Origin of the sequence: Serratia sp. CY27727 (assembly GCF_052169275.1) — a bacterium.
In the GTDB taxonomy this organism is placed as follows: domain Bacteria; phylum Pseudomonadota; class Gammaproteobacteria; order Enterobacterales; family Enterobacteriaceae; genus Serratia; species Serratia sarumanii.
Map to the genome: position 1 here is coordinate 260,600 of NZ_JBJNLB010000001.1, position 16,997 is coordinate 277,596.

At 61.1% G+C, this 16,997-nt stretch carries 16 protein-coding genes; 7 read left to right on the forward strand and 9 right to left on the reverse strand.

What is annotated here, in order from left to right:
• Positions 1-144: 144 nt before the first annotated feature.
• Genes ACJ8HB_RS01305 through lhgO form a run of 4 tightly spaced genes read left to right on the forward strand, consistent with a single transcriptional unit; the run spans position 145 to position 5,054 of the window.
• Positions 145-1,179 (forward strand): TAXI family TRAP transporter solute-binding subunit, encoded by a 1,035-nt coding sequence (locus tag ACJ8HB_RS01305; RefSeq protein ID WP_033638131.1) that lies wholly within the window; start codon positions 145-147, stop codon positions 1,177-1,179.
• A gap of 13 nt (positions 1,180-1,192) precedes the next feature.
• Positions 1,193-3,148, forward strand: a complete 1,956-nt coding sequence (locus ACJ8HB_RS01310; protein WP_047568006.1) for a TRAP transporter permease — start codon at positions 1,193-1,195, stop codon at positions 3,146-3,148.
• Positions 3,145-3,864, forward strand: a complete 720-nt coding sequence (locus ACJ8HB_RS01315) for a FadR/GntR family transcriptional regulator (protein ID WP_047568008.1) — start codon at positions 3,145-3,147, stop codon at positions 3,862-3,864. Before ACJ8HB_RS01310 ends, ACJ8HB_RS01315 begins: the two co-directional genes overlap by 4 nt.
• Entirely contained in the window at positions 3,864-5,054 is a 1,191-nt protein-coding gene (gene lhgO, locus ACJ8HB_RS01320; protein WP_094859790.1) for an L-2-hydroxyglutarate oxidase, read from the forward strand. The genes ACJ8HB_RS01315 and lhgO overlap by 1 nt, the downstream gene beginning before the upstream one ends.
• A 29-nt stretch (positions 5,055-5,083) precedes the next feature.
• Here the strand turns inward: lhgO and ACJ8HB_RS01325 are convergent, their stop codons facing one another.
• The 5 genes from ACJ8HB_RS01325 to ACJ8HB_RS01345 form a co-directional block, all read right to left on the reverse strand.
• Complete coding sequence (locus ACJ8HB_RS01325; RefSeq protein WP_094859789.1) at positions 5,084-5,848, reverse strand: SDR family oxidoreductase; 765 nt, start codon at positions 5,846-5,848, stop codon at positions 5,084-5,086.
• A 139-nt stretch (positions 5,849-5,987) separates the two neighbouring features.
• Entirely contained in the window at positions 5,988-6,908 is a 921-nt protein-coding gene (locus ACJ8HB_RS01330) for a sugar ABC transporter substrate-binding protein (protein ID WP_033653836.1), read from the reverse strand.
• A gap of 65 nt (positions 6,909-6,973) precedes the next feature.
• Positions 6,974-8,014: an ABC transporter permease gene (locus ACJ8HB_RS01335; protein WP_025160279.1), complete on the reverse strand. Its 1,041-nt coding sequence runs from the start codon at positions 8,012-8,014 to the stop codon at positions 6,974-6,976.
• A 15-nt stretch (positions 8,015-8,029) separates the two neighbouring features.
• Entirely contained in the window at positions 8,030-9,514 is a 1,485-nt protein-coding gene (locus tag ACJ8HB_RS01340) for a sugar ABC transporter ATP-binding protein (RefSeq protein ID WP_047568015.1), read from the reverse strand.
• A 75-nt stretch (positions 9,515-9,589) separates the two neighbouring features.
• Positions 9,590-10,519, reverse strand: coding sequence for a sugar ABC transporter substrate-binding protein (locus ACJ8HB_RS01345; protein ID WP_033638124.1), 930 nt, complete (start codon positions 10,517-10,519; stop codon positions 9,590-9,592).
• Between the two features lie 484 nt (positions 10,520-11,003).
• On the opposite strand from ACJ8HB_RS01345, the gene ACJ8HB_RS01350 reads away from it, so the two are divergent.
• From ACJ8HB_RS01350 to dcuR, 3 genes are all read left to right on the forward strand, one after another.
• Entirely contained in the window at positions 11,004-11,846 is an 843-nt protein-coding gene (locus ACJ8HB_RS01350; protein WP_047568017.1) for a class I fructose-bisphosphate aldolase, read from the forward strand.
• A 125-nt stretch (positions 11,847-11,971) separates the two neighbouring features.
• Positions 11,972-13,585, forward strand: coding sequence for a sensor histidine kinase (locus ACJ8HB_RS01355; protein WP_047568019.1), 1,614 nt, complete (start codon positions 11,972-11,974; stop codon positions 13,583-13,585).
• Positions 13,578-14,297 (forward strand): two-component system response regulator DcuR, encoded by a 720-nt coding sequence (gene dcuR, locus ACJ8HB_RS01360; protein ID WP_033638121.1) that lies wholly within the window; start codon positions 13,578-13,580, stop codon positions 14,295-14,297. Before ACJ8HB_RS01355 ends, dcuR begins: the two co-directional genes overlap by 8 nt.
• A 37-nt stretch (positions 14,298-14,334) precedes the next feature.
• Here dcuR and ACJ8HB_RS01365 read toward each other — a convergent pair whose 3' ends face one another.
• The 4 genes from ACJ8HB_RS01365 to fabV form a co-directional block, all read right to left on the reverse strand.
• Positions 14,335-14,670 carry a hypothetical protein gene (locus ACJ8HB_RS01365; RefSeq protein ID WP_047568023.1) on the reverse strand — a complete coding sequence of 112 codons (336 nt, stop codon included), beginning with the start codon at positions 14,668-14,670 and terminating at the stop codon, positions 14,335-14,337.
• Positions 14,671-14,713: 43 nt separating this feature from the next.
• The gene (locus ACJ8HB_RS01370) at positions 14,714-15,019 is read right to left on the reverse strand and encodes a hypothetical protein (RefSeq protein WP_047568025.1); all 306 of its coding nucleotides are present in this window, start codon (positions 15,017-15,019) and stop codon (positions 14,714-14,716) included.
• 171 nt (positions 15,020-15,190) lie between these two features.
• Positions 15,191-15,409 carry a hypothetical protein gene (locus ACJ8HB_RS01375; RefSeq protein WP_072021565.1) on the reverse strand — a complete coding sequence of 73 codons (219 nt, stop codon included), beginning with the start codon at positions 15,407-15,409 and terminating at the stop codon, positions 15,191-15,193.
• A gap of 227 nt (positions 15,410-15,636) precedes the next feature.
• Positions 15,637-16,836, reverse strand: a complete 1,200-nt coding sequence (gene fabV / locus ACJ8HB_RS01380) for an enoyl-ACP reductase FabV (protein WP_033638117.1) — start codon at positions 16,834-16,836, stop codon at positions 15,637-15,639.
• Between the last annotated feature and the right edge of the window lie 161 nt (positions 16,837-16,997).

A 16,997-nucleotide genomic window follows, 5' to 3' on the forward strand; every position in this document is an offset into this window, starting at 1 on the left:
TTTCCGCCCTCCGCCGCGCCGTTCAATTTTCGCCCACTCAGATCACAAATCAAGCACGGCGCTTTAGGTGAATAAAGCTGCCATGTTGTATACAAGTTTGCGTAAATGTTTTCTATTTGTTTCAAAAAACCGCTGGGGAAAATGATGAAAAATAGAAAAATCAAAGCGTTGCTTGTTACCTGTGCCGTGGTCGGCGCCGCGTTGCTGGCCATCGCCGGTAAAGCGGAAAACGCCGATAAAACCTTCCTCTCCGTCGCCACCGCCTCCACCGGCGGCACCTACTACCCAATGGGCGTCGGGTTGGCCAACGTCTGGAGCAACCGGCTGAAACGCCAGGGGATACAGGTCACCGGCCAATCCTCCGCCGGTTCGATCGAGAATATCGATCTGCTGCAAAAGGACGAGGCGCAGCTGGCGATTTTGCAGAGCCTGATCGCCGTCGAAGCCTATCAGGGCGTGCGCAACTTCGACGGCCGCGCCTACGGCGATCTGCGCTCCATCTCCATGCTGTGGCCCAACGTCGAACACTTCGTGATGCTGGAAAGCCGGGTGAAAGACGGCACGCTGAACGATATCGCCGGCACGCGCTTTTCCGTCGGGCCGCAGGCCAGCGGCACCGAACAGTCGACGATGATCATCCTGCAGGGCGTTAACCTGACCAAAAAGTCGCTGTCGGCGGAATACCTCGGCTACGGCGACACGGTTTCCGCGATGCGCGACGGGCGCCTGGACGGCGGCGCCCTGCCCGCCGGGGTGCCGGCCGCCGCCGTCACCGACATGTATGCCAGCGGCGTGCCGGCACGCATCCTGGAAGTCACCGACGAACAGCTGGCCAGCATCAACGCCATCGCCAACTCCTGGTTCCGCTTCGACATCAAGGCGGAGACCTACCCGCGCCAGCCCAAGGCGGTCGCCACCATCGCGCAGCCCAATATTCTGGTGGCCCTCAGCCGGCTCGATGAAAAGCTGGTGTACGACCTGACCAAAACGATGTTCGAAAACCTGCCGGAAGTGCACCAGGTACACAGCTCGGCCAAATACATCTCGCTGGAGAATGCGCTGAAAGGCGTTTCCGTGCCGCTGCACCTCGGCGCCTATCGCTACTACCGCGAAGCCGGCGTCGAGATACCCGATTATCTGATCCCGCCGGAAGCCGCCGCGCTGGCCGCCAACCCTTAATCCAGGAGGACGTATGAGCACTCACCCTTCTTCACCGCAGCCCGCCGTCGATCTGGACAAGGAAGCCGGCGCCGGCAACCGGCAGCTGAGCGGCATCTATTTGCAGCTGGCAACCGTCCTGGCGATCGCCATTTCCGCCTATGCCATCTACGCCAACGCGCTGTCCAACACGCAGGAGTTCTACCGCAACACCACGTTCCTGAGCGGCATTCTGATCCTGGGCTTTATCCTGTTCCCCTTCTCGGCCCGGCACGCCACCCGCAGTTTCAACCGCTGGGACTATCTGTTCATCATCCTGACGCTGGTCAGCTACGGCTATTTCTACGTTAACTACGTCGATCTGCACGTGGTACGCAAGAGCATCCCCAACGCCACCGACTATGTGATGGCGGCGATCGGTATCGGCGTGCTGTTCGAAGCAGCGCGGCGCACCACCGGCTATTTCATCCCCGGCCTGGCGAGCTTCGCCATCCTCTATGCGCTGTTCGGGCAGTACTTCATGGGCATTTTCGGCCACGGGGGCTTCTCGGTGGAACGCCTGCTGTATCGGCTGTTCATGACCAGCGAGGGGATTTTCGGCATCACCCTGTCCACCGCCTCCACCGCCATCGTGGTGTTTATTCTGTTTGGCGCCTTTCTCAGCGTCAGCGGCGCAACCGCGCTGTTCAACGATCTGGCGCTGGCCGCCGCCGGACGCCGCCGCGGCGGCCCGGCCCAGGTGGCGGTGATCTCGTCGGCACTGACCGGCTCATTGAGCGGCAGCGCGGTGGCCAACGTCGCCACCACCGGCACCTTCACCATTCCGCTGATGAAAAGCATCGGGCTGTCGTCCCGCTTCGCCGGCGCCGTGGAAGCCACCGCCTCCACCGGCGGCATGATCATGCCCCCCATCATGGGCGCGGCGGCGTTTATCATGGCCGGCTTCCTCGGCATCTCATACACCACCATCGTCATCGCCGCCATCGTGCCGGCGCTGCTCTATTACGCCGCGCTGATCATGGCCATCGATCTGGAGGCCAAGAAACAGGGTCTGAAGGGCATCAACAAGGAGAACATCCCTCAGGTGCGCGCGGTGCTGAAGGCGCGCGGGCTGTTGCTGCTGCCGCTCGTCATCGTCATCGGCACGCTGCTGCTGGGCAAAACGCCGATCTATGCCGGCTTCCTCGGCATCATTGCCATCATCGTCGCCAGCTGGCTCACCCCCGACAGTTCGGTGCGCATGACGCCGAAAAAAATCGCGCTGGCCTTGAACGACGCGGCGCGCGGCTCGATCCAGGTCACCATCGCCTGCGCCGCCATCGGCGTGATCATCTGCGTGGTGACCATGACCGGCATCGGCTCCACGCTGGCGTTCAACATCGTCGCCATGACCGACAACACCCTGTGGATGATCCTGCTGGTGGTGATGCTGGTGTGCATCGTGCTCAGCATGGGGCTACCCTCCACCGCGCTCTACATCGTGGTGGCTGTGACCGTGTCGCCGATCCTGATCAAAGCCGGCGTGCTGCCGCTGGCGGCGCATTTCTTCGTGTTCTGGTTCGGCGCGTTGTCCAACATCACGCCGCCGGTGGCGCTGGCCAGCTACACCGCCGCCAGCATCGCCCGCGCCGATCCGATGCAAACCTCGTGGGACGCGGTGCGCCTGGCGCTGCCGGGCTTTATCATCCCGTTCATTCTGGTCTACAACCCGATGCTGTTGATGCAGGGCGACGATCTCAACCCGCTGTCGGTGCTGCATATGGTGATCAGCGCGCTGGTGGGGATCTACGCCCTGTCGATCGCCAGCGCCAATTTCTGGCTGATGAAGACCCACTGGCTGGAGCGGGTGCTGTTTACCGCGGCGGCGATTTTACTGATCAAACCGGGCCTGATGACCGATCTGGGCGGCGCGGCCCTGATCGCCGCCGCCGCCGCCATGCATCTGCTGCGCTATAAACAGCGCGCCGCGCTGCCGGGAGGCGCGTCATGATCCGCAAGGTCACGCGCCTGAAAGCCTCTCATCAGGTGCTGGCGCAGTTGAAAGCCGGCATCAACGACGGCACCTTTCCGGTCGGCGAGAAGCTGCCGTCGGAAAACGTGTTGGCGGACGCGTTCGGCGTCAGCCGGGTGCCGGTGCGCGAGGCGCTCGGCGTGCTGGAGGTCAGCGGCATCATCTCCTCACGCCAGGGCGGCGGCCACCGGGTGGAACAGCATTCGCTGCTGAGCAAATACGAACCGCTGGTGATGGAGGTAGCCGACCGCCGCGAGGTGGAAGCGCTGCTGGAAATGCGCGAAGTCATGGAACAGCAGGCGGCGCGCATGGCCGCCGAACGCCGCACCGAACAGGAGTTGCAGGCGATCGAACAGGCGCACCTCGCCTTTCGTGACTGTACGCTGAACGACGGCCAGATCGGCTATCGGCAGGACTACCTGTTCCATCGCGCCATCATGCAGGCTTCGCATAACCCGTTTTTCGTGCAGATCCTCGATAACATGCACGAGCTGTATCTGGGGGTGCTGGTGTACTCGCTCAGCAAAAATCGGGGGCGGCAGGCCGAGCGCCAGCGGGTGATCGACGAACATGAGCGGGTATTTATCGCCATTCGCGACGGCGATGCGGCGGCGGCCACCGCCGCCATGCAAAGCCATCTGAACAACGTACGCGGCAAATTACGCCGCCTGGAAAACGAGGAGCAAGAGCCGTGATGTACGACGCGATCGTTATCGGTGCCGGCCTGGTGGGGCTCGGCGTGGTGAATGCGCTGCAGGAAGCGGATCCGCAGCGGCGCATTCTGATCCTGGAAAAAGAGCGCGGCCCGGCGGCGCACCAAAGCGGCCACAACAGCAACGTGGTGCATTCCGGCATCTACTACACACCCGGCAGCCTGAAAGCGCAGTTGGCAAAACAGGGCAACCGCAGCATGTTCGCCTTCTGCCGCGAACACGACCTGTATCACGACCAATGCGGCAAGGTGATTGTCGCCACCCAGCTAAACGAACTGGATCGGCTGGAGAACATCTATCAGCGCGGCCTGCAAAACGGCCTGCAGGTCACCCGGCTGTCGCAGGCGCAGCTGCGGGAGCGCGAACCGCACGTCAATGGCCTTGAAGCGCTGCTGGTGCCCGACGCCGGTATCGTCAACTACGCGGAGGTGGCCGCCAAGCTGGCGGAGATCATCGTGCGGCGCGGCGGCGAGATCGCCTACGGCCATCAGGTTGAGGCCATCCACGAACACGCCGGCGGCGTCACCGTCACCGCCGCCGGCGATACCTTCGAGGGAAAACTGCTGATCAACTGCGCGGGGCTGTTCAGCGATCGCATCGCCAAACTGGCCGGTTACGAAACCGGCATGAAGATCGTGCCGTTCCGCGGTGAATACTATGTGCTGGACGACGCGAAAAACCACCTGGTCAACCATCTGATCTACCCGGTGCCCAACCCGGATTTCCCTTTCCTCGGCGTGCATTTTACCCGTATGTATAACGGCAAGCGCGACGTCGGCCCCAATGCGGTGCTGGCCTTCAAACGCGAAGGCTACCGCAAATGCGACTTCAGCCTGCGCGATCTGAGCGAGGTGCTCGGCTATCGCGGCTTTTGGAAAATCGCCGGCAACTACCTCGGCGAAGGGCTGGCGGAAATGCGCCGTTCGCTGTCGCGCCGCCGCTTTGCCGAGAACGCCCGTCGGCTGATCCCGGCGCTGCAGGAGCAGGATATTCGCCCCGGCCCGGCCGGCGTGCGCGCCCAGGCGCTGACCGCCGACGGCAAGCTGGTGGACGACTTCCACTTCGTGCAGGGTAAACGCTCGCTGCACGTGTGCAATGCCCCCTCTCCGGCAGCGACCGCCTCGCTGGAGATCGGCCGCGAGATCGTGCGCCGCCACCTGTCCGCTTTCTGACGCCCGTTGAGGCCACGGCGCCCGTGGCCTCAGCCGCGCTGGATGGACACGCCGCCGTCCACCAGCATCGCGGTGCCGGTGACGAATGAAGCTGCGTCGGACGCCAGATACAGCGCCGCATGCGCGATCTCCTCCGGCATCGCCAGCCGCTTCAGCGCGTGCAGATCGGCCACCTGCGCCAATGCCTCCGGGGTATGGCTCATCTGCCGCCCCATTGCCGTATCGGTGCCGCCCGGCAGCAGCGCGTTCACCCGAATGCCGCGCCCGCCGAATTCCACCGCCAGCGCCTGCGTCAGGCCGATCAGCCCCGACTTGCCGGCCGCATAGGCCGCCGTGCCGGGAAACGCTGCGGTGTGGCCGACGAAGGTGGAGGTGAAAATCACCGAGCCCGCGCCGCGCGCCAGCATGGCGGGGATTTGATATTTGGCGCCGTAGTAGGCGCTGGACAGGTTGGTTTCCAGCACCTCGCGCCACTCTGAGGCACTCAACGCCAGCGATGGCCCCAGCGGCCCCAAGGTGCCGGCGTTGTTGAAGGCGATATCCAGCCCGCCGAATTCGTCGACCGCCGTCGCCGTCAGCCGTTCGGCGAAGGCTTCGTCGCGCACGTCGCCCGCCACCGCAAGCGCCCGGCCGCCCTCGCGCCGAATGTCCTCCACCAGCTCCGCCAACAGCGGCTCGCGCCGCGCGCCCAACACCAGCGCTGCGCCCTGGCGGGCGAACAGCAGCGCCGCCGCTTTGCCGATCCCCGAACTGGCGCCGCCGATCACCGCCACCTTGCCGTTTAATGCGTTCATCGCTCATCCTCACACGGTTTAAAGATCCTCAGTGTGAAGCAAGATCCGGCGCCGCGCTGGCCGCAAGCGGACATGTAACTGACGCCAATAAAAAAGGCGCTGCAAGCAGCGCCCCGGCAACGCGAATCTGACGGTTAACTCACGGCCTGGCCGCATACTTCTGCATCGTGGCCGGCGTCACCAGCTCGAACGGGATCCAGTAATACGGTTCGAGTTTTTCCCCGTTGATCATGCGCTGCGCCACATCGACCGAGGCTTTGCCCTGGCCGACCGCGTCCTGGAACACCGTGACCTGCATCTTGCCGGAGGCCAGCGCCTTGAGGCCGTCCGGCGTGGCGTCGATGCCGCCGATCAGCACTTTCCTGTCCGCCTTGCCCGCCTGCTGCAGCGCCATGATTGCGCCGATCGCCATCTCGTCGTTGTTGGCGGCGACGATGTCGATCGCTTCGCCGTTGGTCAGCCAGTTCATCATCAGATCCATGCCTTCACTGCGTGAATAGTTGGCGCTCTGCTTCTGCACCACCTTCATTTTCGGGTACTTGCTCACCACCTGCTCCACGTCTTTGGTGCGCTGCAGCGCGCCGGCGTCGGTCAGGTTGCCGATCATCACCGCCACGTTGCCCTGATAGCCGGCCAGCCGCGCCAGCTCTTCCATCTGCAGCGTGCCGGATTCCCGCTCGTCGGAGCCGACGAACACCACGCCCTGCGGCAGTTTGGCGTCGCCCGGCGTGCGGTTCACGTACACCAGCGGCACGCCGGCGGCCTGCACCATTTTGGTCATCACCGGCGTGCTGGCCGAGTTGACCGGATCGACGATAATCGCGTCCACCCCGGCGCTGATAAAGCTCTGCACCTGATCGGTCTGGCGGCCGACGTCGCCGCGCGCGTCCTCAAACTGCACGGTGATGCCGCGCGCCTTGGCCTCCTTGTCGATCGCCTGGCGGATGATGGTGAGGAAGTTCTGGTCGAAATAGGCCATCGACACGCCGATGGTTTGCGCCCATGCCGGGGTAGACGCGCACAGCGCCACCGCCAGCCACAGCCCTTTCAGGTAGTTCATGATGTGCCCCCCAGGTAAAAAAAACGCCGCCGGCCAACCCTGGCACCGGCGGCAATTCACGGCAATCAGTGTTTTTTGCGGTTGCGCCGCATGTCGATCGACACGGCGGCGACGATAATCACGCCCTTGATGATGTCCTGAATGTAAGAGTCGACGCCGATAAAGGTGAAGCCGCTTTTGATAAGGCCCAGGATCACCGCGCCGATCAGCGTGCCGGTGATGCGCCCGACGCCGCCCATCAGGCTGCTGCCGCCGATCACCGCCGCGGCGATGGCGTCCAGCTCATACGACATCCCCATGCTCGACTGGCCGCTGCTGACGCGCGCCGCCAGCACCACGCCCGCCAACCCCGCCAGGCCGCCGGCGATGGTGTAAACCGTCACCAGGTACTTGTTGACGTTGATGCCGGAAACCCGCGCCGAGGTCATGTTGCCGCCGATGGCGTAGATGTATTTGCCGTAGCGGGTATGCTTGAGCGCGATATGGAAGATCACCGCGATCACCAGGAAGATGATCACCGGCATTGCGCCCTGGCCGATTGACGTGAAGCCGTCAGACAGGAAGCTGACCGGGTTGCCCTTGGTGTAGTACTGCGCCAGGCCGCGCGCCGACACCATCATCCCCAGCGTAGCGATGAACGGCGGAATGCCGGTGCGGGTGATCAGGAAGCCGTTGATAAAACCGCAGACGATGCCCACCCCAATCCCCGCGCCGATCGGGATCGCCGCCGGCAGATCGAGCAGCCCCGGGTACATCGGCGAGATGCTGTCCGAGGTCTGCGCCAGGCTGGCCGCCACCACCGCGGTCAGCGCAATCAGCGAGCCGGAGGAGAGATCGATGCCGGTGGTGATGATCACCTGGGTGACGCCCACCGCAATGATGCCGATGATCGCCACCTGCAGCACGATCAACAGCAGGCGGTTCGGATTCAGCAGGAACGACTGATCGCGCATGTACCAGCCGAGGATTTCGAAGATCAGCGCGATGCCGATCATCACGATGAAGATGCCGGTATCCTTCGGCATTTTGCCGCTCAGCCCGGAGAACAGCGTTCCCTTGCCCGTTGAATCGGCGGAGAGCGGCTTCTCAATCTTTACGTTACTCATGATGTTCACCCTTCGTTATTCTGAGGCCAGCGCCAGGATCTTCTCCTGGTCCGCGTCGTCTTTGTCCAAAATGCCGGTGATGCGGCCGCCGTGCATCACCATTACCCGGTCGCTCATGCCGAGGATCTCCGGCAGCTCGGAGGAGACCAGAATGATGGCGACGCCGCGGTTGGCCAGCTCGCTGATCAGGCGGTAGATTTCCGCTTTCGCCCCCACGTCGATGCCGCGCGTCGGTTCGTCGAGGATCAGGATTTTCGGCTGCGCCAGCAGCCAGCGCGCGATCAGCACCTTCTGCTGGTTGCCGCCGCTGAGGTTATTGATGATCTGATCCATGGTCGGCGTTTTGATGTTGAGCTTTTTAATCTGATCCATGCAGTCTTTGGCCATCTGCACGTGGCTGACGAAACCGTTCTTGCCGATGTATTCCGACAGGTTGACGATGCTCATGTTCTCGACCACCGACAGCACCAGAAACAGGCCGGATTTCTTGCGGTCTTCGGTGAGGAACGCCAGCCCGCTCTCGATCGCCTTCGCCGGGGAATCCACCTTCACCGCCTGGCCTTCGATAAAGATCTCGCCGCCGTCCGCCGGGTGCATGCCGAACAGGCTTTCCATCACTTCGCTGCGCCCGGCGCCCACCAGCCCGGCGACGCCGAGGATCTCGCCGCGCTTGACGCTGAACGACACGTCATGGAACCAGCCGCTGCGGCGCAGCCCCGCCACCCGCAGCACTTCCTCGCCGATATTGTTGTTGAATTTTGGGAACATCTGCGTCAGTTCGCGCCCCACCATCATGGTGATCAGCGACTGTTTGGTCAGGTTTTCGGTTTTGTCGCAGGCGATGAAGGCGCCGTCGCGGAAAATGCTCACTTCGTCGGTAATGGCGAAGATCTCGTCCATCTTGTGGCTGATATAGATGATGCCTTTGCCCTGCTCACGCAGTTCGCGAATGATGGCGAACAGGTGCACCACTTCGCCTTCGGTCAGCGCCGAGGTCGGTTCGTCCATGATCAGCACGTCGGCGTTATAGGACACCGCCTTGGCGATCTCCACCATCTGCTGATTGGCGATGCTCAGCTCGCCCACCAGCGTGTCCGGCTGCAGTTTGATGTTCAGCCGCGCCAGCAGCTCGCGGGTTTGTTCGTTCAGCTGTTCGTGGTTGACGAACCCCAGCCGCGCAGGCTCGCGCCCCAGCCAGATGTTTTCCGCCACCGTCATGTAAGGCACCAGGTTCAGCTCCTGGTGGATCATGGAAATGCCCGAATGCAGCGCCTGCAGCGTGTCGCTGAAGGTGACCGGCCGGCCTTTGATTTTTATCGAGCCTTCGTCCGGGTGGTAGATGCCGATCAGGCATTTCATCAGCGTCGATTTGCCCGCGCCGTTTTCCCCCATCAGCGCGTGCACGCTGCCGGGTTTGATTTTAATCGAGACCTTATCCAGCGCTTTGACGCCGGGGAACTGCTTGCTGATGCCTTCGGCCTCAAGAACATAAGGGTACATACCGCTTACCTCCGCACTGACCCACGTTTTCCGCCGCGCTCGCCCCACACCGGCGCCCGCGGCGGGCTTCAAGGCTTATTTCTTGTTTTTATCGGCGAATTGCTGGTAATTGGCCTGGGTGATCAGTTGGTAAGGGATCAGCACGTTGCTCTCCACTTTCTCGCCTTTCACCAGTTGAACGGCGGTCTGCACCGCGCCTTCGCCCTGGCCTTTGGCGTCCTGGAACACGCTCAGCGCCAGATCGCCCTTCTTGATGAACTCCAGCGCGTCCGGCGTGCCGTCAACGCCGGCCACCAGCACGCCGGATTTCTTGGCTTGCTTCAGCGCCAAAATAGCGCCGATGGCCATTTCGTCGTTGTTGGAGGCGATGGCGTCGATCTGCTGGCCGGACAAAATCCAGTCGGTGGTGACGTCTACCGCCTCTTTGCGGAAGAACTTGGCGGTTTGCTTATCGATAATCTTGATGCCGGGGTAGTTGGCCGCCACTTCTTCCACCCCGCGGGTGCGGTCGCGCGTGGCTTCGCTCGACAGCTCGCCCATCAGGATCATCACGTTGCCCTTGCCGTTCATCAGCTTGGCCAGTTCCTCCATCTGCAGCTTGCCGGCCAGCTTGGAGTCGGAGCCGACGTAGGCCATGCCGGCCGGCAGCGCCACTTCCGGCTTGCGGTTGACGAACACCAGCGGGATCTTGGCCTTCTCGGCCAGCTTGATCATCGGCTTGACGCCCTGGGTATCCACCGGGTTGAGGATGATGGCGTCGACGCCCTGGCTGACGAAGTTTTCGATTTGTTGAATTTGCTGCGCGATGTCGCCCTTGGCGTCTTCGAACTGGCCGCTGACGTTGCCGTCGGCCTTCATTTTGTTTTGCATCGACTGGCGCAGAATGGTGAGGAAGTTGTCATCGAAGTAAGCCATGGAAACGCCGATCTTGATGTCTTTCGCCAGCACGCTGGCCGGCAGCATGCACATCAGTACCGAGGCGGCGATCAGTTTCTTCAGCTTCATGTTCGTTACCCTTTAATCGTTAGAATGAAGAGGTCTGTTGGTTGACAGCTAATGAAAAATATTTTTTACATTCAAACAACAATACGGTCGGTGTTATCCCTTTGATACGGCGAATTTACCGCGTTATCGCCGTATCAAGGCCGTTGTAAAAATGGTGATCGATGTCTCAAAACAGATTAAAAACAACCAATTGAAATAAACCCCTGGCACAACAAACGGCGTCTTTACCGCTTTTTTAAATGTTTATTTCATAATTGAGGTTATTGAAACTTTTTAACCCAAACAAGCGAAACATGCATTTTGGAATGGCTTATTAACAAAAACATGACACGGATCTAACAAATGAAGTGCAAGCCGCTGGCGAGCGTTCCCCTTTCGTGCGCCGGCAAAAACTGCGAGCGGCCGCGCAGTTTGCGGTTTCCGCGTTTCCCGACCATCCTTACTCGGCAATAATGGACATATCCCTATCTCAAGAGGACCTGACATGCAGCTCAGCAGCAAGGTGCGGATGAACCGCCTGTTCAACAACGGCAAGTGCCTGGACGTGGCGATCGATCACGGCATCGCCAACGAACCGGATTTCTTGATCGGCCTGGAAGATATCGAACGGGTGATGGGCAACCTGATCGCCGCGCGCCCCGACGCCATTCAGGTCAACTACGGCCAGGCGGATCTGCTGCAGCGCGCGCCGCAGCGCGAAAAACCGGCGCTGGTGATACGCACCGACGTCGGCAACGCCTATAACGCCGCCCGCCACCGCGAGATGTGGGCAGTGCTGCACAATCCGGAGGCGCCAATCCTGGCGGCGCTGCAAATGGACGCCGCCGCGGTGGTGGTCAATCTGTATATGATCCCGGATGAGCCCGGCATTTTCCGCCAGTGCGTGGAGAACATCGGCCGCCTGCGCCACGCCTGCGATCGCTACGCCATGCCGCTGATGATCGAACCGCTGGTGATGGCGCCGGCCGGCCAGGGCGCCGCCTACGGCTCGCTCGGCGACGTGGAGAAGATCGTGCCGCTGGTGCGGCTGGCGCGCGAACTGGGTGCCGACATCATCAAGGCCGATCCGACCGATCGGGTGGAAGACTTCCACCGCGTGGTGGAAGCGGCGCGCTGCCCGACGCTGGTGCGCGGCGGCGGCAAGGGGGAGCTGGGGCCGGTGCTGGAGAAATCCGCCGCGCTGATGGCCCAGGGCGCCTCCGGCATGGTTTACGGCCGCAACGTCTATCAACACAGCAATCCGTCGCAGGTGGTGCGCGCGTTGATGGCAATCATCCATCAGGGCGCCAGCGGCCAACAGGCGCTGGAGATCTACCGCCAGCAGTGACCCGCTTTTGTAACTAAAATAAGCCCCCCGCTCCCCGGCAGCATGCTATAACCTGCTGCCGGTAACTGCAGCTTGCCTCATTCCTCGCTAGAATACGCCGTGATATCGCCATTCGGAGAACCGCCATGCCAAAACAACGGGTGCCGCTCAAGCTGAGCACCTCCATCACGTTGATGGTGTCCGCCATCATCGCTTCGGTGCTGCTGGTGGTGTTCGCGCTGTTTTTCGTGCAGATGAGCCGCGAGGGGCAAGATCAGCTGCAGCAGAAAGCCATCGCCGTCGCCAATACGCTGGCGCTCTCCAGCACCGTGGTTGACGGCCTGCAGCGGCGCGATCAAAGCGGCGCCATTCAACGCTTCGCCGAGCAGGTGCGCCATCAAAACGAGCTGTTGTTCGTGGTGGTGGTGGATATGCAGGGTATCCGCTATTCGCACCCCAAACCCTGGCTGATCGGCAAGCATTTTATCGGCGACGATCTGGCGCCCGCGCTGCAAGGCAACGTCAACAGTGCCATCAACCGCGGCACGCTGGCCCCGGCGCTGCGGGTGTTCGTGCCGGTGTATGACGCGCAGAAACAACAAATCGGCGTGGTGGCGCTCGGCATCGCGCTGGACACCGTGCAGCGGGTGGTGGCGGAGAGCCGCTGGATCATCTATTGGACCATCGCCTTCGCCGCCCTGGTCGGCAGCCTGGGCACCTTCTTCCTGGTCTCTGCGCTCAAACGCATCATGCTGGGTTTCGAGCCTTACGAAATCTCCAACCTGTTCGAACAGCGCAACGCCATGCTGCAGTCGATTAAAGAAGGCGTGATCGCGGTCGATAATGAATCCCGCATCACCATCGTCAACGACGAAGCCAAGCGCCTGCTGCGGCAGAGCGGCCCGGTGGAAAACCTGCTGCTGGAAGCCGCCAGCAAGCACTGGCCGGCGCAGCTGCATCTGGCGGAGGTGCTGGCCAGCGGCCAACCGCTGCGCGATCGGCAGATCGGCTTCAACGGCAGCGAACTGCTGACCAATACCGTGCCGGTGATCGTCAACGGCCAGGTGACCGGCGCCATCGCCACCTTCCGCGACAAGACCGAGGTCAGCCGCCTGCTGCAGCGGCTGAGCGGCATGGCGCACTACGCCGATGCGCTGCGGGTGCAGTCGCACGAATTTATGAACAAGCTGCATGTGATACTCGGCATGCTGCACATGAAGGCCTATCAGCAGTTGGAAAACTACATCATCAACACCGCCAGCAACTATCAGGAAGAGATCGGCGCGCTGCTGCGCAAGATCCACTCGCCGGAAGTGGCGGGCTTCTTCATCGGCAAAATCAGCCGCGCCCACGAAGCCGGTGTTGAGCTGACCATCGAGGAAACCAGCCTGCTGCCGGAAACCGACGATCCGGAAACCACCCACGTGCTGATCAGCGTGCTCGGCAACCTGATCGAAAACGCCATCGACGCCATCGACGGCGTTGAGGGCCACGAGATCGGCCTGAGCTTCCATCATCACGACGATCAATTACACTGTATCGTCAGCGACGATGGCCCCGGCATCGATCCGGCGATCGGCGCGCGCATCTTCGAACACGGATTTTCCACCAAGGGAACCGGACGCGGCATCGGCCTGGCGCTGATCCGCAGCCATCTGGAGAAACTGGGCGGCAGCATCGATTTCGAGTCCGAACCGGGCGAGCTGACCCAATTTTTCGTGCACCTTCCCTATCAGGCCAAGAGCAGAACCCATGATTAACGTACTGATTGTCGACGACGACCCGATGGTGGCGGAGCTGAACAAATACTACCTGAGCCAGGTCGGCGGTTTTCACTGCCAGGCGACGGTCGCCACTCTGAGCCAGGCGCGCGCGCTGCTGGCCGATGCCGGCGTCAGCATCGATTTGGTGCTGTTGGATATCTACATGCAGCAGGAGAACGGGCTGGATCTGCTGCCCGGCCTGCGCGAGCTCGGCGAGAAGACCGACGTGATCATCATCTCCTCCGCCAGCGACGTGAACACGGTGCAAAAAGCGCTGCACTACGGGGTGGTGGATTATCTGATCAAGCCGTTCCAGTTCAGCCGCTTCAAGGAGGCGCTGAGCCACTACCGGCAGCAGTCGCAGCTGTTGGCGCAGCGCGAGTTTTCGCAGGCCGACGTCGACAGCCTGCTGCGCCGCCAGCCCGGCGGCCAAGAGAGCAAAAAGCTGCCGAAGGGCCTGACCAGCATCACCCTGAGCACGGTCTGCGAGTGGATCGAACAGCAGCACGATAACGAGTTTTCCACCGACAATCTGGCCAACGCCATCGGCATTTCGCGGGTCTCCTGCCGCAAGTACCTCATCTATCTGGCGGAGAGCGGCATTCTCGGCACCCGTATTCTGTACGGCGCCACCGGCCGCCCGGTCTATCTGTATCAGCTGAAACCGGACGCGATCGCCATGCTGAAGGAGCATTGCCGCCCGGCCTAAACGACGCCGGGCGCTGATGGCGCCCGGACGATTAATGTTAGAAGCTGTGCGTGTAACACTTCGCCTCGCGGTGAGGATCTTTCGAGTGTCTCCGCAGGCAGCGCTGCTTTTTCTGCTGCTGCTCCAGGTTCCGCTGCTGCCGCTCGGCGGTCTCTGCCGCCTCGCGCTGCTGTTCGCGCGCAATCGCCTGCTCGTTGGCCAGCGTCAGGTTATCGACATTCCACACCTTGTGGCGCAATGCGTCGCGCTTTTTCTGGTACTCCTCGGTGACCTTACTGTCCTTCGGCGGCGCCGCATGGTATTCCAAATCCACCCGCGCCTGCGCGAAGCAGCAGCTACACAAGGCCGAACCGGCCAACACTATCCTTTTCATCAATGACTCCTTTTACATCGCTTGACTCTGCGCGCACGCCGGCTCAACAACCGTTTGGCGATGCCGGCGGTTTTTCCTCTGAACGGGGCGCGCGCTGCCCGCCGGTGACGGGCGCTTTGCCGGGCTCGATACCGCACTCCGCCAAGCGCGCCAGCTCCTCCGCATCGCGCTCTGTCGGCGTCGCTTCCTCACTCATTTCCTGCCGCAAATCCTGCGCCAACGCTTTCAGGCGCTTTTGAAACAGCACCGGCGACACGCCTTCGCACGGCCTGTCGTAACGCGCCGCGCCGGCGCTTTGGCTTAACGGCAGCAACAGCAAGAGAAAGATCGCGGCCATCTCCTTCGCCATGGGCAACTCCTTTGATTACGCCGAAATAAACCGGCGGTTCCCTATAAGGAAAACGAATTGTCTGTTAACGCAATGAATGGTTGGGCCACGGCAGAATAACGCAGGAAAGGTAAACCCTCCGACAATATCGGCAGAATGCGCGCATTAATTTGGCTGAATATATTTAGCGGCTTAACGATCGAATATTTTCGCCCCATCAAAGGTGCCGCCAATGCCGACGTTTCCTTCATGTAATACCGAGGAGGCGGACTCACCCGCCATGATGCGTTGCCGCTGCTCCCGCGTGGCAGGCTGCGGCTGAGACCAGTCTGGGGACGTCGACGTCGGCTGAATCGCGCTGCAAGCGCTCAACAATAATAACGGTACCGGTGCCCAAAAACGCCATGTCATAATTTTCTCCTTAAAGGAAATAAAATACTCGCAGCTGGCGGCAAGGGTAAATAAAAAAATGACTTTCTTTAGTTTAATAACCGCCGTTATTTCACCATCCGCCCGCCGATGTTAATCACCTGGTTAACCTATTAACCTGAAATAAACATTTTCGCTTAGCCACCCGATAATTCGCAGGCAATAAAAAAGGCCGGGCTAACCCGACCTTGTTTGACCGCTCGACGCGCTTAGACTAGCTCGATCACGTCGAAGTTGGCTTCGCCGCTCAGATCGGCGTCGTAGTCAACGCCCTGCAGACCAAAGCCGAACAGGCGCAGGAATTCCGCCTTGTAGCCCTGGTAATCGGTCAGTTCGTTGATGTTGTTGTCGTTCAGCTGCTGCCAGATGGCACGGCAGGTTTCCTGCACTTCGTCGCGCAGTTCCCAGTCATCCAGACGCAGGCGGTGTTTCTCGTCGGTGTCCGGCGCCGCGCCGCTGTACAGCTTGGTGGCGAACAGACGCTGGATCTGCTCGATGCAGCCTTCGTGAATGCCCTGCTCCTTCATGATTTTGAACACGATGGAGATATACAGCGGCATCACCGGAATGGCGGAGGAAGCCTGAGTCACCACCGACTTGAGCACCGCAACGTAAGCCGCGCCGCCTTTGGCCTGCAGCTTCTGGTTGATGGCGTGCGCCGCGCGATCCAGATCTTCTTTCGCCTTGCCCAGCGTGCCGTGCCAGTAGATTGGCCAGGTCAGATCGGTGCCGATGTAGGAGTAAGCGACAGACTGCGCGTTATCCGCCAGCACGCCCGCTTCGTCCAGCGCGTCCATCCACAGCTGCCAGTCCTGGCCGCCCATCACCTTCACGGTGTCGGCGATTTCTTGCTCGTTGGCCGGCTCGACCACGGCTTCAACCAGCACGTCTTTGTTGGTGTCCAGCGCGACGGATTTGTACGGTTCGCCGATCGGCTTCAGTGCGGAACGCACCACTTCGCCGGTTTCCGGCATCTTACGCACCGGCGAAGCCAGCGAGTAAACCACCAGGTCAACCTGACCCAGGTCTTTTTTGATCAGATCGATCACGGTCTGACGGCACTCGTTGGAGAATGCGTCGCCGTTGATGCTTTTCGCGTACAGGCCTTCTTCTTTAGCTGCCTTGTCGAAACCGGCGGAGTTGTACCAACCGGCGGAACCGGTTTTGCCTTCGCTGCCAGGCTTCTCGAAAAATACGCCGATGGTGGCCGCACCGCTGCCGAAAGCGGCATTGATGCGCGAGGCCAGACCGTAACCGGTGGATGCACCAATGACCAGCACCTTTTTAGGCCCGTTTTTCAGTTCGCCGCGCGACTTAACGTAGGCGATTTGCTCACGGACGTTGGCTTCACAGCCTGCCGGGTGAGCGGTGGTGCAGATAAAACCACGAATTTTAGGTTTGATAATCATAGTAATTTTTTCTTGGTAGCTAAAAACCGAAGGACAATATACCTGATTTTCTCAATATACTTAAGAAAGTGCGAAAACAAGCGCAGTGAACAGACCAGTCGGCAAGCCCACCGCCGAGGCATGTCATGATGGTAAAGGGATAATCATGGCAGGCCGGATTG